Origin of the sequence: Allobranchiibius sp. GilTou73 (genome assembly GCF_021391335.1) — a bacterium.
GTDB lineage: Bacteria > Actinomycetota > Actinomycetes > Actinomycetales > Dermatophilaceae > Allobranchiibius > Allobranchiibius huperziae.
Genome location: NZ_CP090051.1, coordinates 1,910,974 through 1,931,468, shown reverse-complemented (window position 1 = coordinate 1,931,468; position 20,495 = coordinate 1,910,974). Strand labels below are relative to the sequence as shown.

The 20,495-nt window shown below is 70.9% G+C and carries 16 protein-coding genes and 1 pseudogene; 5 read left to right on the top strand and 12 right to left on the bottom strand.

Going from position 1 to position 20,495, the window contains the following annotated elements; all coding sequences use genetic code 11:
* Positions 1–14 precede the first annotated feature (14 nt).
* The 8 genes and pseudogenes from LVQ62_RS09675 to LVQ62_RS09640 form a co-directional block, all read right to left on the bottom strand.
* Entirely contained in the window at positions 15–1,229 is a 1,215-nt protein-coding gene (locus LVQ62_RS09675) for an MFS transporter (protein ID WP_255696552.1), read from the bottom strand.
* A gap of 147 nt (positions 1,230–1,376) precedes the next feature.
* Positions 1,377–2,882, bottom strand: a pseudogene (gene miaB, locus LVQ62_RS09670) (tRNA (N6-isopentenyl adenosine(37)-C2)-methylthiotransferase MiaB); the annotation flags it as partial.
* Positions 2,883–2,915: 33 nt separating this feature from the next.
* Complete coding sequence (locus LVQ62_RS09665) at positions 2,916–4,295, bottom strand: FAD-binding oxidoreductase (RefSeq protein WP_233761188.1); 1,380 nt, start codon at positions 4,293–4,295, stop codon at positions 2,916–2,918.
* A gap of 24 nt (positions 4,296–4,319) precedes the next feature.
* Positions 4,320–4,943 carry a LysE family translocator gene (locus LVQ62_RS09660; protein WP_233761186.1) on the bottom strand — a complete coding sequence of 208 codons (624 nt, stop codon included), beginning with the start codon at positions 4,941–4,943 and terminating at the stop codon, positions 4,320–4,322.
* A 23-nt stretch (positions 4,944–4,966) separates the two neighbouring features.
* Complete coding sequence (locus LVQ62_RS09655) at positions 4,967–5,497, bottom strand: regulatory protein RecX (protein ID WP_233761184.1); 531 nt, start codon at positions 5,495–5,497, stop codon at positions 4,967–4,969.
* A gap of 1 nt (position 5,498) precedes the next feature.
* A complete protein-coding gene (recA, locus tag LVQ62_RS09650; RefSeq protein WP_233761182.1) occupies positions 5,499–6,578 on the bottom strand; it encodes a recombinase RecA in 1,080 nt (359 codons plus the stop codon).
* Between the two features lie 535 nt (positions 6,579–7,113).
* A complete protein-coding gene (locus LVQ62_RS09645) occupies positions 7,114–7,926 on the bottom strand; it encodes a transglutaminase family protein (protein WP_233761180.1) in 813 nt (270 codons plus the stop codon).
* A 2-nt stretch (positions 7,927–7,928) separates the two neighbouring features.
* On the bottom strand, positions 7,929–8,162 hold the full coding sequence (locus LVQ62_RS09640) for a DUF3046 domain-containing protein (RefSeq protein ID WP_179481698.1): 234 nt from the start codon (positions 8,160–8,162) through the stop codon (positions 7,929–7,931).
* Between the two features lie 95 nt (positions 8,163–8,257).
* On the opposite strand from LVQ62_RS09640, the gene LVQ62_RS09635 reads away from it, so the two are divergent.
* The 4 genes from LVQ62_RS09635 (at position 8,258) to LVQ62_RS09620 (ending at position 15,990) form a co-directional block, all read left to right on the top strand.
* Positions 8,258–9,220, top strand: coding sequence for a nitrilase-related carbon-nitrogen hydrolase (locus tag LVQ62_RS09635; protein ID WP_233761178.1), 963 nt, complete (start codon positions 8,258–8,260; stop codon positions 9,218–9,220).
* A 26-nt stretch (positions 9,221–9,246) separates the two neighbouring features.
* The gene (locus LVQ62_RS09630; protein WP_233767738.1) at positions 9,247–10,260 is read left to right on the top strand and encodes an agmatine/peptidylarginine deiminase; all 1,014 of its coding nucleotides are present in this window, start codon (positions 9,247–9,249) and stop codon (positions 10,258–10,260) included.
* Positions 10,261–10,327: 67 nt separating this feature from the next.
* Positions 10,328–14,983 carry an ATP-dependent helicase gene (locus tag LVQ62_RS09625; protein WP_233761168.1) on the top strand — a complete coding sequence of 1,552 codons (4,656 nt, stop codon included), beginning with the start codon at positions 10,328–10,330 and terminating at the stop codon, positions 14,981–14,983.
* Positions 14,984–15,150: 167 nt separating this feature from the next.
* Positions 15,151–15,990, top strand: coding sequence for a DNA-formamidopyrimidine glycosylase family protein (locus LVQ62_RS09620; protein WP_233761166.1), 840 nt, complete (start codon positions 15,151–15,153; stop codon positions 15,988–15,990).
* Between the two features lie 136 nt (positions 15,991–16,126).
* Here LVQ62_RS09620 and LVQ62_RS09615 read toward each other — a convergent pair whose 3' ends face one another.
* The 4 genes from LVQ62_RS09615 to rimO all read right to left on the bottom strand — a co-directional run bounded on the left by LVQ62_RS09615 (position 16,127) and on the right by rimO (position 19,230).
* On the bottom strand, positions 16,127–16,426 hold the full coding sequence (locus tag LVQ62_RS09615; protein WP_179481707.1) for a helix-turn-helix domain-containing protein: 300 nt from the start codon (positions 16,424–16,426) through the stop codon (positions 16,127–16,129).
* A 168-nt stretch (positions 16,427–16,594) separates the two neighbouring features.
* Positions 16,595–17,083 carry a CinA family protein gene (locus tag LVQ62_RS09610; RefSeq protein ID WP_233761164.1) on the bottom strand — a complete coding sequence of 163 codons (489 nt, stop codon included), beginning with the start codon at positions 17,081–17,083 and terminating at the stop codon, positions 16,595–16,597.
* A gap of 6 nt (positions 17,084–17,089) precedes the next feature.
* Positions 17,090–17,689 carry a CDP-diacylglycerol--glycerol-3-phosphate 3-phosphatidyltransferase gene (gene pgsA / locus LVQ62_RS09605; protein WP_233761162.1) on the bottom strand — a complete coding sequence of 200 codons (600 nt, stop codon included), beginning with the start codon at positions 17,687–17,689 and terminating at the stop codon, positions 17,090–17,092.
* Between the two features lie 17 nt (positions 17,690–17,706).
* Positions 17,707–19,230, bottom strand: a complete 1,524-nt coding sequence (gene rimO, locus LVQ62_RS09600; protein ID WP_233761160.1) for a 30S ribosomal protein S12 methylthiotransferase RimO — start codon at positions 19,228–19,230, stop codon at positions 17,707–17,709.
* 68 nt (positions 19,231–19,298) lie between these two features.
* Between rimO and LVQ62_RS09595 the strand changes: the two genes are divergently transcribed.
* Positions 19,299–20,474, top strand: coding sequence for a dipeptidase (locus tag LVQ62_RS09595; protein WP_233761158.1), 1,176 nt, complete (start codon positions 19,299–19,301; stop codon positions 20,472–20,474).
* Positions 20,475–20,495 lie beyond the last annotated feature (21 nt).

Sequence of the window (20,495 nt, the reverse complement as noted above, 5' to 3'; positions counted from 1 at the left end):
TTCATGTCCGAAACTCACGCGGGCTCACGTACGCCGTGGCGCAGCCAACCGACCACCGTCAGCGCCAGCAGGAAGATGACGCCGACGTAGGCCACGGCTCCTGACCAGCCGTACGCCGAGTAGGCAAGTCCCGCAGCCGCACCGAGTACCGAACTTCCGGCGTAGTAGGCGAAGAGGTAGAGCGAGCTGGCCTCTGCGCGGTGGTCGTGCGCGATGCGACTGACCCAGCCGCTTGCGACCGCATGCGCCGCGAAGAACCCGGCCGTGAAGAGCAGCACCCCGATCAGGACGAGGGGCAGTGCCGTGACCCAGGTGAGGAGGAGGCCGATGAGTGCGACGACCTCGGAGGCGAGCAGCACCGCCGCCCGCCCGAACCTGTCGGACAGCCGGCCGGCCGCTGCCGACGACACAGTGCCGGACAGGTACATCAGGAAGACGAGGCCCACAACGGTCTGCGACAGGCTGAACGGCTTTGCCAGCAATCGGTATCCGAGCAGGTTGTAGATCGAGACGAAGCCGCCCATCAGCAGGAACGCGGTGCCGAAGAGTGCCAGCAGCCGGGGATTGCGCAGGTGCCCGGCGACGGCCCGCGCGGTGCGGCGTACGCCGATGGGTTGCGGACGGAAGTAGACCGACGGCGGCGCGAAGCGAACGAAGACGAGGGTGAACGCGAGGCTGACGAGGGCCGCGACCTCCAGGGCCCACCGCCACGTGGACAGGTCGAGTGTGAGGGAGGCGACCACCCGCCCGGCGAGCCCGCCGACCGTCGTCCCCGCGATGTAGCGACCCATGGCCGCGCCGAGGTCCTGCGCGTGCACCTCTTCGGCGAGATAGGCCATCGCCGTGGCCGGCACCCCGGCCAGCGCGATCCCCTGCACCCCGCGCAGTGCCACCAGCAGCCCGAACGATCCCACCCACGGCAACACGATGCCGACCGCAGCCGTCAGCAGCGCGGAGGTCACCATCACCCGGGTGCGCCCGAACCGCTCCGACAGCGCGCTCGCCGGGATGATGGCCAGCGCGAGCATGCCGGTGGTCGCCGACACCGCGAGGGCCGAACCGGCGGGCGAGACGTCGAAGGCGTCGGAAAGTGCGGGCAGGACCGCTTGCGCGGCGTACATCGCCACGAAGGTCGTCATGCCGGCAGCGAAGAGCGACAGCGTGATCCGCCGGTAGCCCGCATCCCCACGCCGGTAACCGGCGGGTGCGGGAGCCGTCGTCTGAGCCATCCCCGTCATCGTCTCGTAGTGCGATCGGAGCTCTGCGCGGAGCCCCGCACCGAGATGTCGGTTCGGGACGGTCGCAGACGCCTGCAACCCTCCGGAATCGACATCTCGGCGAGTTGCGACAGACCTGGGTGCGCTAGCAGGCGCAGGAGGGTCCGTCGGCGGCCGCGCGGGGGCCGGGGCGCCGATGGACGGCATACCGAGGGTCACCGTGGGTTTGGCCGTCGCGCCCGGCGTGGCGCCGTCCTGCAACGCGGCCCACGCGTCTCCGCCCGGGGTGCGCCTCACGGAGTAGGCCCCGCCCTGGATGCCGGAGTCGGCCACCAGGTGATGCGGAGCGCCGTACGTGACACCGACTGTCACCATGTCACCGGGCCTCGCACGCTCGGCGCCGTCCGGCACTGCGAAGTGCACCAGGCGGTTGTCTCGGGCGCGGCCGGACATCCGGCCACTGGCGGCGTCCTTACGACCTTCACCGGGAGCGACGAGCACCTCGACCTCACGGCCCTCCAGCGTGCGGTTCTCGGCCCAGGAGACCTCTTCCTGCGCCGCGACCAGCCGCTCGAAGCGTTCCTGCACCACGGCTTTCGGCAACTGGGCGGGCAGGTCGGCGGCCGGGGTGCCGGGGCGGATCGAGTACTGGAAGGTGAACGCCGAGGAGAAGCGAGACTCGCGCACGACGCGCAGGGTCTCGACGAAGTCGGCCTCGGTCTCGCCGGGGAAGCCCACGATGATGTCGGTCGTGATCGCCGCCTCGGGCATCGCCGCGCGCACCCGCTCGATGATCCCGAGGAACTTGGCCGACCGGTAGGACCGGCGCATCTCCTTCAGCACCCGGTCGGACCCGGATTGCAGCGGCATGTGCAGCGACGGCATGACGTTGGGTGTCTGGGCCATCGCGTCGATCACGTCGTCGGTGAACGCGGCCGGGTGGGGCGAAGTGAAGCGCACCCGCTCCAGGCCCTCGATCTCCCCGCAGGCGCGCAGCAGCTTGCCGAACGCGAGGCGGTCGCCGAACTCCACGCCGTACGTGTTGACGTTCTGGCCCAGCAGGGTCACCTCGACGACGCCCTGCTCGACGAGCGCCTTCACCTCGGCGAGCACGTCGCCGGGCCGCCGGTCCTTCTCCTTGCCGCGCAGCGCCGGGACGATGCAGAACGTGCAGGTGTTGTTGCAGCCGACCGAGATCGACACCCAGCCGCTGTACGCCGAGTCGCGTCGGGTGGGCAGCGTCGAGGGGAAGGTCTCCAGCGACTCCAGGATCTCGACCTGCGCCTCTGCGTTGTGGCGCGCCCGCTCCAGCAGCACCGGCAGGGATCCGACGTTGTGGGTGCCAAAGACCACGTCGACCCAGGGCGCGCGCTGCACGATCGCGCCCTGGTCCTTCTGGGCGAGACATCCGCCGACGGCGATCTGCATACCGGGGTGGGCGTCCTTGACGGGCTTCAGCGCACCGAGGTTGCCGTAGAGCTTGTCGGCGGCGTTCTCCCGCACGGCGCAGGTGTTGTAGACGACCACGTCGGCCGCGTCAGGGCGACCGTCGGTCGCCAGCGTCAGCCGGTCGACGTACCCGGCATGCTCGAGCAGCCCACTGATCCGCTCGGAGTCGTGGACGTTCATCTGGCACCCGTGGGTGCGGACCTCGTACGTGCGCATAACGCGGTCCAGGGTACGGCGTGCGGAGGTCGCTCAGATCGCCTTGCCCGGGTTGAGGATGCCGTGCGGGTCGAGCGCAGCTTTGACGGCGCGCTGCATGGCCACGACCTGCGGCCCGAGCTCGCGCTCCATCCCCGCTCGCTTCAACAGACCCACCCCGTGCTCCCCGGTGACGGTGCCGCCCGCGGCCAGCGCCGCGTCGATGATCGCGGTGAACGCGTCCTGGGCGCGTGCCTTCGCTGCCTCGTCGCCGCGTTCGGTGATCATCAGCGGATGCAGGTTGCCGTCGCCGGCGTGCGCGATGTTGGCGATGGTGGTGTCGTAGCGGGCGGCGATCGCGGCGATCTGTTCGAGCATCTGTGGGACGGCCGCCTTGGGCACGCACACGTCCTCGGTCAACACGTCGCCGAGCCGCTCGAGGGCGGGGTAGGCCAACCGCCGCGCGGCCATCATCGCGTCGGCCTCCTCAGCGTCGGCCGCCTCCGCGGTGAAGGTCGCCCCCGCTCCGCTGAACGCCTTCTGCATCGCTGCGGCGCCGGCGACTCCCGCCTCGCCGGCGTCGTCGAACCGGCCGATGAGCACGACGTTCGCCTCGCCGCCGATCCCCAGATGCGCGTAGTCGTCCACGGCCTGCAGCGACACCCGGTCGACGAGCTCGAGCGCGGCGGGCGTCAGCCCCTGCGCCGCGACGTCGCGGACGGCCTGACCGGCGCCGGCCAGATCGTCGAAGTAGCCGATGACGGTGTGGCCCGGGTCCGGCAACGGTAGGAGGCGCACCGTGACCTCGGTGACGATGCCGAGCGTGCCCTCCGACCCGACGTACAGACCCATCAGGTCCAGCCCCGTCACGCCCTTCGCGGTGCGCCGACCGAGGCGGACGACCTCTCCGGTGCCGGTGACCACCTCCAGCGCGCGGATGTAGTCGCGGGTGACGCCGTACTTCACACAGCACATGCCCCCTGCGTTGGTCGCGACGTTGCCGCCGATCGTCGACCAGGGCGAACTGGCCGGATCCGGCGGATACCAGAGGCCGTGCTCAGCGACCGCCTTGCGAAGGTCGTCGTTGATGACGCCTGGCTCCACGACCGCGAGCCGCTCGAGCGGGTCGATCTCGCGGACGGCGTTCATCCGGTCCAGCGAAACGACCACGCAACCCTCGAGCGAGTTCGCGCCTCCCGACAGGCCGGTCCCGGCGCCGCGTGGCACCACCGGAGTGTCGTGCTCGATCGCCCAGTGGACGAGCGCCTGCACCTCGGCGGTGGAGCGGGCGCGTACGACCGCCAGTGGCGTGCCGTAGGGCGCCCACTCGGCCTCGTCGTGCAGGTAGCTCGCCATGAGATCCGGGTCGCTGACGACGGCGGAGGCGTCGAGGACGTCGTGCAGTGAGCTCAGAGCATCGGCTGTGACAGTCACCCGTGCGACGTTACGCCGCGAGCGTCAGTTGCGCGGGACGAGCGCGATGCCGGTGATCGCGAAGACCGTGCCTGCGACGAGGTCGATGGCACGGCCCGCTCGTCGGTACGCAGCCACCACCAGGGCGGACGACGCAGCGGACGCGACGACGACGTACCAGGCGAGCCCGATGGCCAGGATCGCGCCGAGCACGCCGACCCGGCCACCGACGCTCAGCCCGTGCGGCAGCAGCGAGGCGAAGAGCGCGCCGAAGAAGACGACCGCCTTGGGATTCGCCAGGTTGGTGAAGAGGCCGAGCCGCCAGAAGGAATGGCTCCCGCCCTGGTCAGGGGTCGGCACGCCGTGTCCGGTCTCGGGACGGGGACCCCGGAAGGCACCGATGAGCACCCGCGCGCCGTAGAGGAACAGGAGCACGGCGCCGACCGTGCGGATCACCAGGTAGAGGTGCTCGTAGCGGGCGATGACGGCGCTCAGCCCCACGAGCGCGCACGTGGCCCAGCAGGCCATCCCGCCGACGACGCCGACGGCCACCGACAGACCCGCCCGACGGCCGTGGGCGGCCGAGGTGCGCAACACCGCGACGAAGTCCGGCCCGGGGATCGCCACGGCGACGAACCAGGCCACGAGCAGGGGAAGCGTCGACGACATCGAACGATTCTCGCGCATCCGCCTCAGTCGCGCTGGTGCTCCGGGGCGTCCGAGACGGCCGCCCGGATGACCGACCAGGAGAGGGCCGACGGGTACCCCTTGCGCGCCAGCATCCCCGCGAGGCGGCGGGTCTGCACGGCGGCATCGAGTCCGTGCATGGAGCGCAGCTTCTTGGTGACCAGCGCCTGCGCCCGGTCCCGCTCGCTCTCGTCGTCGATCTGCTCCAGCGCCTCCTGGGCGGTCTCGTCGTCGACACCCTTGCGCCGCAGCTCCTGCGCCAACGACCGGCGGGCCAGCCCGCGCCCGGCCTGCTGGGAGCGCACGACCATGCCGGCATACGCCTCGTCGTCGACCAGACCGACCTCCTGCATCCGGTCGAGGACGACCCGCGCCACCTCGTCGTCACACCCCTTGGCGCGCAGCTTGTCCTCCAGCTGCCGACGACTGCGCGGGGCCATCGTGAGCTGACGCAACACGATGGCCCGCGCGATGTCGTGCGGGTTCGGCTCCGGATCGGTCTCGGGCGCCGGCGAGGTCTTTCCCCGCGTCGTCATCTCAGAAGTCGACCGGCACCTCGGCGGGTGTCGCCGCCGCGACCACGTCGGCGGGCTTGTCGACCTGCGGGCCGATGCCCAGCTTCTCCTTGATCTTCTTCTCGATCTCATCCCCCAGGTCGGGGTTGTCCTTCAAGAAGGTGCGGACGTTCTCCTTGCCCTGACCGAGCTGGTCGCCCTCATAGGTGTACCAGGCACCGGACTTGCGCACGAAGCCCTGCTCGACGCCCATGTCGATCAGGCCGCCTTCGCGGGAGATGCCCTGCCCGTAGAGGATGTCGAACTCCGCCTGCTTGAACGGCGGCGCGACCTTGTTCTTGACGACCTTGACGCGGGTGCGGTTGCCGACCGGGTCGGTGCCGTCCTTCAGCGTCTCGATGCGGCGCACGTCCAGGCGCACCGACGCGTAGAACTTCAGCGCCTTGCCACCGGTGGTGGTCTCCGGCGAGCCGAACATCACCCCGATCTTCTCGCGCAGCTGGTTGATGAAGATCGCGGTGGTGCCGGTGTTGTTGAGCGCGCCGGTGATCTTGCGCAGCGCCTGGGACATCAACCGGGCCTGCAGGCCGACGTGGCTGTCGCCCATCTCCCCCTCGATCTCCGCACGCGGCACGAGCGCCGCGACGGAGTCGATCACGATGATGTCGATCGAACCGGAGCGGATCAGCATGTCGGCGATCTCCAGCGCCTGCTCACCGGTGTCGGGCTGGCTGACCAGCAACGAGTCGATGTCGACGCCCAGCTTCTTGGCGTACTCCGGGTCGAGCGCGTGCTCGGCGTCGATGAACGCCGCGATGCCGCCTCCCCGCTGCGCGCTGGCCACGGCGTGCAGCGCGACGGTGGTCTTACCGCTGCTCTCCGGGCCGTAGATCTCCACCACGCGACCGCGCGGCAGGCCGCCGATCCCAAGGGCCACGTCGAGCGCGATCGCACCCGTCGGGATGACGTCGATCGGCGGGCGCACGTCGTCGCCGAGCCGCATCACCGATCCCTTGCCGTGCGCCTTCTCGATCTGCGCCATGACGGCATCGAGGGCCTTGACCTTCTCGCCGGGCTTGGGGCCGGCCGGTGCTGGACTCATCGGGTGCTTCTTTCTGCTCGAGGTGGTCGCGCCTGCCGTCGACCTTCTCCCTGCGTCAACGTGCGATGACGTGAGATCTGGTCAGACGCTAGGCACCCCCACCGACAGCCACCGGGCTCGGTCCGGCACGTGTGGACAAGCAGCTCCCCGGGAGGGCACCTGTGGAAAGCGTAGACCAGTGACCGAACACGCGTACGAAGCGACACGCCGTACGTCGGCACTCCCCCGGCGCCGACTCAACCGGCCGGCCCCACCACGTGCGCGTTCTGCGTCCGCGGCCAGTGCTGCAGCCCTGGCCACCGAGGCAAAACCCCCACCGCAATGCGAAACGTGGGACGGATCCCTACCGGTTCATCATTTCGAGCCGCTTCCTCACACTCCGCTGCGGGCGCACCTCGCTGCGGGCGCACCTCGCTGCGCTCGGCACACCCTGCGCTGCGCGCTTCGTCAGCGACTCAACCTTTCGAGCCGCTTCCTCACACTCCGCTGCGGGCGCACCTCGCTGCGCTCGGCACACCCTGCGCTGCGCGCTTCGTCAGCGACTCAGCCTGACCAGGCCCGTGTGGTTGTCCTGCGGCAGCTGTCCGTCGATGACCGCGCCCACGCTGATGGCGTCGAGCGTCACCAGCCCGCCGAAACTGGTCATGAACGAGGTGTCCGCGGCATCTCGCCCGGTCGCCACCCGCAGCAGGGACTGCCGCGGTGCGAGGCCGGTGGCATCCACCGTGTGCCACGCCCCCTCGACATAGACCTCGACGACCGCGTGAAAGTCCATCGGATCCAGACCGGGCGCGTAGACCGCGATCAGCCGCGCCGGCACGCCACGGGCGCGCAGGATCGCGATGGCCAGGTGCGCGAAGTCGCGGCACACGCCGTTGCCGAGCAGGAAGGTGTCGAGTGCGCCGTCGGTCGGCCGCGAGGAGCCCGCGACGTACGCCGTGCGCCGCTGCACCCACTGCCGCACCGCGAGCACCAGCTCGACACCGTCCAGGTCTCCGAAGAGCTCTGCAGCCACTCCGAAGAGCCGGTCGGACTCGGCGTACCGGCTCGGGACCTGGTTGCCCAGCTGCGCACCGGTGCCTTCGTCGCCATCTTCCTCGTATCCGGAAACCGTTGCCTCGTAGCGCATCTGATACGCGCCGGGGGTGGCATCAAGCACGTGCAGGACGCCGTCGTGGGTGTCCTGCACCTCCTGCACCTCGTCGTCGCCGATCTCGTCGCCGTCACGGGTGATCCGCATCGACTCCTCGATCTGCAGCCCGGTGCACCGGGCCACGGCGACCGCCAGGACGATGCGCGCGGGCCCGTCCACCTGGAAGTCAAGGGCGGAGTTCACCAGGCGTCTCATGGTCACGGCTCCTTCGTCTCGGTGCCCGGCAGATCGCGGCCCAGCCACCGCTCAGGCGGCACCTCGAGGTCCACGCAGAGCGCGCGCCACACCTCGCGCGGGCCCACGCCGTCCTCCAGGGCCTCGTCCGCGCTGCGATCCTGCAGCGCGTGGATCGCGTGCGACCGCGCGAGCACCCGGCTGTATCCCGAGCCGAACTCGTCGTCCATCAGCCGCCAGAACTCGCTCAATCGCACGCCGCCAGTCTGACAGCCGTCGGCGTGCCCGAACGACGCTGCGCAAAGCAGCCCACTCGGCGCGGCCCACCCGAGCCACGCGCGATACTTCAGCCATGCGCCTCATCACCGCTCCCGCCGTCCCTGACTCCCCCGCCCGGGTGCACGCTCCGCAGGACGCTCCAGTGCGCGTCGGACTGGTGCAGCACGCGTGGGATCCCGACGCCGCGCGCCTGACACAGACGCTGCACGAAGGCGTCGGTCAGGCCGCGGATGCCGGCGCCCGATTCGTCTTCCTGCCCGAGCTGACCCTGTCGCGGTATCCGGCCGACACCCTCCCTTCGAGCGTGGCATCCGAGGCGGCCGAGGATCTCTTAGACGGCCCGACGATGCGCTTCGCCCGCGACGCCGCGCGCGAGCACGGCGTCTACGTGCACGCCTCCCTCTACGAACGCGCCGACGCCGAGGACGGCCGCGGCCTCAACACCGCGATCCTGGTCTCGCCCGACGGCGACCTCGTGCAGCGCACCCGCAAGACCCACATCCCCGTGACCGCCGGCTACTACGAGGACAAGTACTTCCGCCCGGGTCCGGCGGATGACGCCTATCCCGTCGCGATTGTGGAGGATCCGGCGATCAAGCTGGGGATGCCGACGTGCTGGGACGAGTGGTTCCCCGAGGTCGCGCGGTCGTACGCGCTCGCCGGTGCCGACGTCCTCGTCTACCCCACGGCCATCGGCTCGGAGCCGGACCACCCGGAGTTCGACACCCAGCCGCTGTGGCAGCACACGATCGTCGCGCACGCCATCGCCAACGGGCTCTTCGTGATCGCTCCCAACCGCTGCGGCAGCGAGGGACTCATCACGTTCTACGGCACCTCGTTCGTGGCCGATCCGTACGGCCGCGTCCTGGTGCAGGCACCCCGCGACGAACAGTGTGTGCTGGTGGCCGACCTCGACATCGCCCAGCGACGCGACTGGCTCGACCTCTTCCCGTTCCTCGCCACCCGTCGTCCAGACACCTACGCGTCGCTCTCCGCGCCGATCCGTCCGGAGCACCGGCGCACGGTCGACCAGTGACGGCGCCGATGGCCGGCGACTGGCGGATGCCGCCGGAGTGGGCGCCGCACGCGCGCACCTGGATGGCGTTCCCGACGAAGGGCTACACGCTCGGTGACACACCTGCGGAGGCCGAGGCGGCGCGGCGTACCTGGGCATCGGTCGCCAACGCCGTCGCCCGCTTCGAGCCGGTCTCGATGGTGGTCGCGCCGGCGGACGCCGACCACGCGCGCGGCCTGCTCGACCCCGCCGTCGAGCTGCACCAGACCGATCTAGACGACGCCTGGATGCGCGACATGGGCCCGTCGTTCGTGCTGTCGGCCGACGGCTCGCGTCTCGGCGCGGTCGACTGGGTCTTCAACGGGTGGGGTGCGCAGGCCTGGGCCAGCTGGGGACACGACGCGCAGATCGGCCGGTACGTCGCAGGGCTCGCCGGTGCCGAGGTCGTCACGTCGCCGATCGTCAACGAGGGCGGGGGTTTCCACGTCGACGGTGAGGGGACCGTGCTGCTGACCGAGACGGTGCAGCTCGACCCCGGGCGCAACGCGGGCGCCACGAAGGCGTCCATCGAGGCCGAGTTCGCGCGGTGCCTCGGGGTCAACACCTTGGTCTGGCTGCCGCGCGGACTCACCCGTGATTACGACGAGTTCGGCACCCGGGGTCACGTCGACATCGTGGCGACCTTCCCCTCCCCTGGTGTGGTGCTCGTGCACTCCCAGGAGGATCCGGACCACCCCGACCACGCGGTCAGTAGGTCCCTCATCGACGGCCTGCGCGGCACGGTCGATGCGGTCGGGCGCACGCTGGAGATCGTCGAGATCCCCGCTCCCGCAACGTTGTTCGACGACGAAGGGCCGGTCGACTACAGCTACGTCAACCACCTGGTCGTGAACGGCGGCGTCATCGCCTGCACCTTCGACGACGCCCACGACGACCGTGCGCTGGACGTGCTGCGGCAGGTCTATCCCGGCCGTGAGGTGGTCGGGGTCGACGCCCGCGAGATCTTCGCTCGCGGCGGTGGCATCCACTGCATCACGCAACAGCAGCCCGCCCTTCCCTGATCTCGCGGGACGTACCCCGCTGACCCGCGAAGTGGTTGTCGGTGGCTGATGGCAGGCTGGCAGCAACATGAGCACCGGCGTCGACGTTCTCGATCGCTTCTCCCCCATCACCCGGGCATGGTTCACGGGCACCTTCAGCGAGCCCACGGCCGCTCAGGTCGGGGCTTGGGACGCGATCTCCAGCGGTTCGCACACCCTGGTCGTCGCACCGACCGGCTCCGGGAAGACGTTGTCGGCGTTCCTGTGGGCCTTGGACCGGATGACCACGGAGACGACACCGGAGGATCCGCAGAAACGCTGCCGGGTCCTCTACATCTCCCCGATGAAGGCGCTCGCGGTCGACGTCGAGCGCAACCTTCGTGCTCCCCTGGTGGGGCTGCGTCACGCGGCGACCCGGCTCGGCGCCGAGCCGCCCGACGTGACCGTCGCCGTCCGGTCCGGCGACACCCCGGCGCAGGAGCGGCGCGCGTTCACGCGAAGCCCCAGCGACGTACTCATCACGACCCCTGAGTCGCTCTTCCTGCTGCTCACCTCGGCCGCCCGGGAGAGCCTGACCGGCATCGAGACGGTGATCCTCGACGAGGTCCACGCACTGGCCGGCACCAAGCGCGGCGCCCACCTGGCGGTCTCGCTGGAGCGACTCGACGCGCTGCTCGACAAGCCGGCCCAGCGCGTCGGACTGTCGGCGACCGTGCGCCCGGTCGACGAGGTCGCGCGGTTCCTCGCCGGCGGCCGCCCGGTCACCTGCGTCCAGCCGCCTTCGACCAAGGAGTGGGACCTCGACGTCGTCGTGCCGGTGCCCGACCTTTCCGAGCTCGGGCAGCCCACCGACGACCTCACCGGCGCCGCGGCCGGACCGCGCGAACGCAGCTCGATCTGGCCGCACGTCGAGGAACGCATCGTCGACCTGATCACGCAGCACCGCTCGACCCTGGTCTTCGCCAACTCCCGTCGTCTCGCCGAACGACTCACGACCCGACTCAACGAGATCTGGCAGGAGCGCGCGGCCGAGGCGGACGAGGCTGTCTCTGAGAGCGATTCGAGGCCGCCTGCGGAGGTGATGGCGCAGGCGGGAAGCGCCCGGGGTGCGCCGGCTGTTCTCGCTCGCGCTCACCACGGGTCGGTCAGCAAGGAGCAGCGAGGCGAGATCGAGGACGCCCTCAAGACCGGCACGCTGCCGGCCGTCGTCGCGACCAGCTCCCTCGAGCTGGGCATCGACATGGGCGCGGTCGACCTGGTCATCCAGGTCGAGTCGCCACCGAGCGTGGCCAGCGGGCTGCAGCGCGTCGGCCGCGCCGGTCACCAGGTCGGCGCCGTCAGCCACGGCGTGGTCTTCCCCAAGTTCCGTGGCGACCTCGTGCAGACCGCCGTCGTCGTGGAGCGGATGCGCGACGGCGGGATCGAAGCCCTGCGGGTGCCGGCCAACCCCATCGACGTCCTCGCCCAGCAGATCGTGGCGATGTGCGCGATGGACGACTGGGACGTCGACGAGCTCTTCGCGCTGATGCAGCGGTCGGCCTCGTTCGGCACCCTCGCCCGTACGGTGCTGGAGTCGGTGCTCGACATGCTCTCGGGCCGTTACCCGAGCGAGGAGTTCGCCGAGCTGCGGCCGCGGATCGTCTGGGACCGGGTCGGCGGCAGCCTGTCGGGCCGCCCGGGCGCGCAACGCCTGGCGGTGACCAGCGGGGGCACGATCCCCGACCGCGGGCTGTACGCCGTCTTCCTTGCTTCCGGCGACGGCCCCGGGCGCCGCGTGGGCGAGCTTGACGAGGAGATGGTCTACGAGTCGCGTGTCGGCGACCTGTTCACCCTCGGCACCAGCACGTGGCGGATCGAGGACATCACCCACGACCGGGTGCTGGTGACCCCGGCGCCGGGTCAGCCCGGCAAACTTCCGTTCTGGAAGGGCGACTCGCTCGGTCGGCCGGCCGAGCTGGGCGCCGCCGTGGGCGCGTTCGTCCGCGAGGTCGGCGCGTTGCCCGACGACAAGGCGCATGAGCGCGTCAAGGCCGCCGGCCTGGATCAATGGGCCGCCGACAACCTGATCGCCTATCTGCGCGAGCAGCAGGAGGCGACCGGCCAGCTCTCCCACGACCGGCAGATCGTCGTCGAACGCTTCCGCGACGAGCTCGGCGACTGGCGCATCGTCATCCATTCGCCGTACGGCGCCGGGGTGCACGCGCCCTGGGCGCTCGCCATCGCCGCCCGGATGCGGGAGCGCTTCGGTCTCGAGGTGCAGGCCATGCACGGCGACGACGGCATCGTGCTGCGGCTGCTCGACCTGGATCTCGACGAGGGCGAGCAGTCGCTGGGCAGCGCGCTGATGGAGATCGTGGCCCTCGATCCCGACGAGGTGCACCAGTTGGTCACCGAGCAGATCGGTGGATCTGCCCTGTTCGCAGCGCGTTTCCGTGAGTGTGCGGCTCGCGCGCTGTTGTTGCCGCGACGACAGCCGGGCAAACGGCAGGCCCTGTGGCAGCAGCGGCAGCGCGCGTCCCAGCTGCTCGAGGTCGCCAGCCGCTACCCGTCGTTCCCCATCGTCCTCGAAGCGGTCCGTGAGTGCATCCAGGACGTCTTCGACGTGCCGGGGCTCACCCAGCTGATGCGTGACATCGGCGCCCGTCGCATCCGGATGGTGCAGGTCGACACGCAGCGCCCGTCGCCGTTCGCGGCCAGCCTGCTCTTCGGCTACGTCGCCCAGTTCCTCTACGAGGGCGACTCGCCGCTGGCCGAACGCCGCGCCGCAGCGCTCGCGCTCGACCCGTCGTTGCTGTCCGATCTGCTCGGCACGAGTGAGGGCGCCTCCCTGCGCGATCTGCTCGATCCCCAGGTCGTGACCGACACCGGCCTGGAGCTGCAGCGGCTCGCCGAGGGTCGGCGCGCGCGTAACGCCGAGGAGGTCGCCGACCTGGTGCGCGTGCTCGGCCCCCTGACGCTGGAGGAGATCACTCAGCGCAGCGACAGCGAGCAGGACGCCGTCCGCGGCTGGCTCACCGACCTGATCGGCACCCGGCGGCTCATCGAACCGTCCTGGGGCGGGACCGTGCGGTACGCCGCGATCGAGGACTCCTCACGGTTGCGCGACGCGCTCGGGGTCGCCCTCCCGCCGGGCGTGCCGGGCGCGTTCCTGGAGCCGGTCGACGACCCGCTCGGTGAGCTGCTCTCCCGCTACGCACGCACCCACATCCCGTTCACCGTCATGGAGGCCGCTGAGTCGTTCGGCCTCGGGCGGGCCGTCGTCCACGACGGCCTGCGGCGCCTGGTCGGCGCCGGTCGCCTGGTCGAGGGCGAGTTCCGCCCTGGCGTGCAGTCCGGCGAGGGTGCCGCCCTGGAGTTCTGCGACCGCGAGGTGCTGCGCATCCTCAAGCGCCGCTCGCTGGCGTCGCTGCGTGCCGAGGTCGAGCCGGTGCCGGCGGTCGAACTCGCCAGGTTCATGCCCTCGTGGCAGGGCGTGCAGGGCCGAGCCCGCGGGGCCGACGGACTGCTGCGGGCCGTGGAGCAGTTGGCCGGTGCCCGCGTGCCGGCCAGCGCGCTGGAGACCCTGGTGCTCCCTGCGCGGGTCGTCGGATACACCCCCGGGCTGCTGGACGAGCTGACGACCAGTGGCGAGGTGCTCTGGCAGGGCCATGCCGCTCTACCTGGGGACGACGGGTGGGTCTCGCTGCACCTGACCGAGACCGCGCACCTGACGCTCGCGCCGGCCGACGACACCCTGGAGTTCACCGAGACGCACACCGCGTTGATGGACGCCCTCGGTGCCGGCGGCGCGTACTTCTTCCGCACGCTGTCCGACGCCGCCCACTCCACCAACGACACCGAGCTCGTCGGTGCGCTGTGGGATCTGGTCTGGGCGGGGCGGGTCACCGGCGACACCCTGGCGCCGCTGCGCGCGCTCCTCGCCGGCGGCCGCACCGCCCACAAGGCGAAGACCTCCGGCCCTCGACGTACTCGATATGCCCGTCCCGGATCCGGCCTGCGCGCGATGGGCGCCACCAGGCCGGCCATGCCCACTCGCGGCGGGCCACCCACGTCTGCCGGTCGCTGGTCGGCGCTACCGGCCGCGGACAGCGATGCCACCCTCCGGGCGCTGGCGACCACCGAGGTGCTGCTCGACCGCTACGGAGTGGTGACCCGCGGTTCGGTGGCGGCCGAGGGGGTTCCCGGTGGGTTCTCGGTCATCTACAAGGTGCTGGCGTCGGCAGAGGAGACCGGCCGAGTACGTCGCGGTTACTTCGTAGAGGGACTCGGCGCCGCTCAGTTCGCCACCTCCGGCGCGATCGACCGGCTGCGCGCGGGTGCGAAACCCATCACCAGTCACCGCAACCCGTGGGATGCTCCCGCACCCACCGAGGCGGCACGGGCGGTCGTACTCGCCGCCGCGGACCCCGCCAACCCGTACGGTGCTGCGTTGTCCTGGCCGGGGGCCGAAGGCGGCCACAAGCCCGGCCGCAAGGCCGGTGCCCTCGTCGTCCTGGTCGACGGCGTGCTCGCGCTCTACATCGAGCGGGGCGGCAAGTCGCTGCTCAGCTGGTCCACCGAGGAGTCGGAGTTGGAGGCCGCGGCAGACGCCCTCGTGCTCGCCGTACGCGAGGGGGCACTGGGGCAGCTCACCGTGCACACCGCCGACGGCGACGCGGTCCTCGGTGCACAGTCGCCACTCACCGACGCTCTGCAGAAGGCCGGGTTCCACACCACCCCGCGCGGCCTGCGCCTGCGCCGCTGACCCGGTCGAGTGCCCGGTTGTCAGCGAAAAAGTGGCGCCGACACCACAGATCCGCTGACCACCACCGCACGGTCCTTGCGGTTGTCAGCGGGAAAGTGGCGCCGACACCACAGATCCGCTGACAACCGCGCCCGGACCCTGTGGGACCCGACGGTTACGGTGGCGACGTGCCCGAAGGCGACGTGGTCTGGAAGGCGGCCGACCGACTCAACGCCGCGCTGCGCGACCGACCGCTCGTCGGAGCCGAGTTGCGCTGGCCCGGCATCCCCGACCGCCCGCTACACGGCATGGTCACCACCGGCGTGCACAGCCGCGGCAAGCACCTGCTGCACCGCCTCGACTCGGGCCTGACGATCCACTCCCATCTGCGGATGGAGGGCTCGTGGCGGGTGCGCCCGACACCGCAGGTGACGCCGCGTTTCGCCAGAGCCGCCGACATCCGCGCTCTGCTCGCGACGCAGGAGTGGGCGGCGATCGGCTGGCGCCTCGGCATGCTCGACCTCATCGCGACCGGGGACGAGCACCGGCTGGTCGGCCACCTCGGTCCGGACATCCTCGGCGCGGACTGGGACCCGGAGGAGGCGGTACGCCGGCTGCTGCGAGCTCCCGATCTGACCATCGGCGAAGCACTGCTCGACCAGCGCAACCTCGCCGGCATCGGCACCTTCTTCGCGGCCGAGGCGCTCTTCGCCCGGCGTCTGAACCCGTGGACCGCCGTGGGCCATCTGGGGCCGGACGAGGTCAGCGCGCTGATCGACGTCGCCCAGAAACAGCTGGCGCAGTCGGCACACGACCCGTCACGCTCGCTCACCCAGCGCACGGGCCTGCTCGACGACAACTACGTGCACGGCCGCAGCGGACTGCCGTGCGAGCGGTGCGGCACGCTCATCCGCGTCGCAATGATCGGCAAGGCCCCCCAGGACCGCACGATGTTCTACTGCCCGCACTGCCAGGGCGGGCTCGGACCGACCGACGACGGGAAGCGGCAGCGCCCCATCGGTCGTTGAGGACCACCGCCGAGCAGATGTGGAACAGACGCGCGCCATACAGCGCGTTCGCTGACACGAGATCCAGCTGAAGTCGCTGTGGGGCGTAGCGCGCCCTATCGAGCGCGCCGGGACTCCCACTGTGCGTGGGAGGGGGTCAGGCTGCGGAGACGACCGGCGTGCGCGCGGTGTGCACGGGAAGCGGCACCGGCGCGCTCACGGCCTCGGCGGCAGCGACGCGTTGGGACACCTGGGAGAGCGCCGTCGAGAGTGGGATGCCGAGGGCGGAGCAGACGGAGGACAACAGCTCCGAGGAGGCTTCCTTCTCACCGCGCTCGATCTCGCTGAGGTAGCCCAGCGACACCTTGGCCGCGGCAGAGACCTCGCGCAACGTGCGGCCCTGGTCCTGGCGCTGGTCGCGAAGGACGTCACCGAGTTCGCGTCGTAACAAGATCATGAACGCCTCCCAGTGTCCTCATGTCGTCGGCCGGTGCGGCCCGGGGATCGTGGGCGGATGCCCTCATCCAGTGCACCCACACTACTCATTGATGCCGACAGGAGTGTGGGGCACCACCTGCAGGCAATGTGCGAGCTTCCACGGATATGAACGCGCTCGTCGAGTCGATTAATCCAGCCGGCCCGTCGATGCAAGGCCAGAGGCCAGCAGTCGCAGCACCGCCACCGTGCACGCCTCGCGCACGGACTCACGGTTGCCCGACAGGTCCAGCTGCCGCACCTGCACCCCTTCCGGACCGGCCACCGCCACGAACGCGCGCCCGACGGGCTGCCCGTCCTGCTCGGTCGGGCCGGCCACCCCCGTCGTCCCGAGGCCGTACGTCGACCCCAGCACCCGGCGTACCCCGGTCGCCATCTGCTCGGCGACCTCGGCCTGCACCGCACCACCGGCGGCCAGCAGGTCGGCGTCCACGCCCAGCACGCTGTGCTTGAGATCGGTGGCGTAGGCCACCACGCCCCCGCGCACGACGGCGCTCGCCCCGGGGACCTGCACCAGCCGGGCCACCACGAGGCCACCGGTGAGCGACTCGGCCACCCCGACCGTGGCGCCCGCGGAGCGCAGGGCAGCGACCACGTCGGCCGGATCGAGAACGGACATCGAGCTTCAGCGCACCGGCCGGGCCCGGAGCCGCAGCGCGCGGAAGACGTAGTCGACGCCGGTTACGACCGTGATGACCAGCGCGACGAGCAGCACGCACCAGGCCGCGACGTGCACGATCCCGCCGAGCGGCATCACGAACAACCCGATCCCGAGCGCCTGCAGAGCGGTCTTGGCCTTGCCGCCGCGGCTCGCGGGGAGCACGCCGTGCCGCAGGACCCACAGCCGCAGCACCGTCACACCGAACTCGCGAATGAGGATGAGCACGGTGATCCACCACGGGACCTCGTGGATCAGTGACAGCCCCACGAGCGCCATCCCCATCAGCGCCTTGTCGGCGATCGGGTCCACGATCTTGCCGAAGTCGGTCACCAGACCCCGCGATCGGGCGAGGTCCCCGTCGATGCGGTCGGTCACGGACGCGACGAAGAACACCCCCAGCGCGCCCCAGCGGTACGCCGTGTCATGACCGCCGTGGGTGAGCAGCAGCCACCCGAAGAGCGGCACCAGCAGGATGCGCAGGACGGTCAGGGCGTTGGCGATGTTCCAGTTGCTCACCCCGGTGCTCGGGGCGGTCGCCGGATCCGGCACGAGGGGCGGGGGCACCAGACGGTGCTCTCCGCTCACAGCGGGCTCGCGATCCAGTCGATCCCGAGGGTGTCCTCGACGCGGGCCGTCACGATGTCGCCGACGGCCGGGCGGACCCGGTCGCCGTAGGTCAGGATCGTCTCGCCGTCGACGTCGGGTCCCTGCTGGCCGGCGCGCCCGCGGACCTCCCACTCACCGGAGTCCTCGTCCAACTCCGAGGACTCCACGAGCACCTCGACCTCTTCGCCGATGCGCTCGGCGGCGCGCTGCTCGTTGAGCTCGGTCGCCAGGGTGCGGATGTGCTCCACCCGCGCGTCGATCTCGTCGGCGGGCAGCTTCGCGGCGTACGACTCGGCCTCGGTGCCGTCCTCGTCGGAGTAGCCGAACACACCGACCACGTCGAGCCGGGCGTTCAGCAGGAACTCCTCCAGCTCGGCGACGTCGTCCTCCGTCTCGCCCGGGAAACCGACGATGACGTTGGAGCGGATGCCGGCGTACGGCGATCGCGCGCGCACCTGCTCCAGCAGTCCCAGGAACGACTCGCGGTCGCCGAACCGGCGCATCGTGCGCAGCAGCGGACCGCTCGCGTGCTGGAAGGAGATGTCGAAGTACGGCGCCACGCCCGGGGTGGAGGTCATCACGTCGAGCAGGTCGGGGCGGATCTCGGCCGGCTGCAGATAGGACACCCGCACCCGCGAGATCCCCTCCACGGCAACCAGTTCCGGCAGCATCGTGTCGAGCAGCCGCAGGTCGCCGAGGTCCTTGCCGTAGGACGTGGAGTTCTCGCTGACCAGGAAGATCTCGCGCGCGTCGTGCTGCCCGAGCCAGCGCGCCTCGTCCAGGACGTCGGAAGGGCGGCGCGAGACGAAGGCGCCACGGAACATCGGGATCGCGCAGAACGCGCACCGACGGTCGCACCCGCTGGCGATCTTCAACGGCGCCCACGGCCGTCCGTCCAACCGGGCGCGGATGATGCGCGGCGATCCGGCCGGCGACTCGATGGTGACGTCCTGCGGGGGCCCGGCGATCTCGCCCGCGCTCAGCGGGGCGTCAGCGGTGTGACCGCCATCGCTCTCGTTGCCGCCATGGCTGCCATGTCCAGGCTGAGCCACTCCCTGTCCCTGCCGCGCGACGGGCGACAGCGGCAGCAGCTTGCGGCGATCTCCCGGCGTGTGCGACTCCGGCCGCTCACCGTCGAGGATCGCGGTCAGCGACGCCGACATGTCCTCGTAGGAGTCGAATCCGAGCACGGCGTCGGCCTCGGGCAACTCCTCGGCCAGCTTCTTGCCGTAGCGCTGGGCGAGGCATCCGACGGCTACGACGGCCTTCGTACGCCCGTGCTGTTTGAGGTCGTTGGCCTCCAGGAGCGCGTCGATCGAGTCCTTCTTGGCCTGCTCGACGAACCCGCAGGTGTTGACGACGGCGACGTCGGCATCGGCGGCGTCGTCGACCAGGGACCAGCCTCCGGCGGCCAGTCGGCCGGCCAACTCCTCCGAATCCACCTCGTTGCGCGCGCACCCGAGTGTGACGAGCGCAACGCTGCGCGAAGGGGAGGACATGACCCCCAGGGTAGTTGGCATCGCGGCCCCTTCCCGCCGGGCGGCCCGCGGGGTGATGGGATGGTCCGATGTCCCGTGACCTCACCGACCTTCTGCACGAGCATCCCCTCATCGACGGTCACAACGACCTGCCGTGGGCCGCGCGAGACCTGACGGGCTACGACTTCGACCGGCTCGACCTGGCCGCCGGCACCGTCGGACGCACCCACACCGATCTGCCGCGGTTGGCCGCGGGCCTGGTCGGCGGGCAGTTCTGGTCGGTCTGGGTGCCGGCGACGCTCGCGGGTGATGCCGCCGTGACCGCGACCCTCGAACAGATCGACGGCGTCCACCAGATGATCGGCCGGTACGCCGACCGGCTGGGTCTCGCGCGCACCGCCGACGAGGCGCGGCGCGTCTTCGCCTCCGGTCGGATCGCGTCCTTCCTCGGCGCGGAGGGCGGTCACAGCATCGGCTGCTCGCTCGGCGCGCTGCGCATGCTGCAGGTGCTCGGGGTGCGCTACATGACGCTGACGCACAACGAGAACGTGCCGTGGGCCGACTCGGCCACCGACACCCCCGTGCTCAAGGGCCTCAGCCGATTCGGCGTCGAGGTGGTGCGGGAGATGAACCGGATCGGCATGCTGGTCGACCTGTCCCACGTGAGCGCCGACACCATGCGCGACGCGCTGGCCGAGTCGGTGGCGCCGGTCATCTTCTCCCACTCCAGCGCCCGCGCCGTGTGCGACAGCCCCCGCAACGCGCCCGACGACGTGCTGGAGATCCTGCGGGACGAGAACGGCGTCATCATGGCGACCTTCGTGCCGGACTTCGTCTCGCAGGAGTGCGCCGACTGGCGCGCGGGCGCCCGCGAGGCGGCGCGTACCGAGGACATCGACCCCAACGATCACGAGGCCTTCGAGGCGTTCGGGGCCCGGCATTCCGTCGCGCACCCGAAGCCGAAGGCCACCATCGAGCACGTCCTCGCGCACTTCGAGCACCTTCGCGAGGTCGTCGGCGTCGACCACATCGGCGTCGGCGGCGACTACGACGGGGTGCGGGAGCTGCCCGAGGGGCTGCAGGACGTCAGCTGCTACCCGCGGTTGTTCGGTGCCCTCCGCGATCGCGGGTGGTCCGATGCGGACCTCGTGAAGGTCGCCGGCGCCAACGTGCTGCGGGTGCTCGGTGATGCCGAGGACGTGGCTCGTGAGCTGCAGACCACGCGCGGACCCAGCCTCGCGACGTACGCCGACCTCGACGGCTGATCGGCGTGCCTCCGGGCCGCG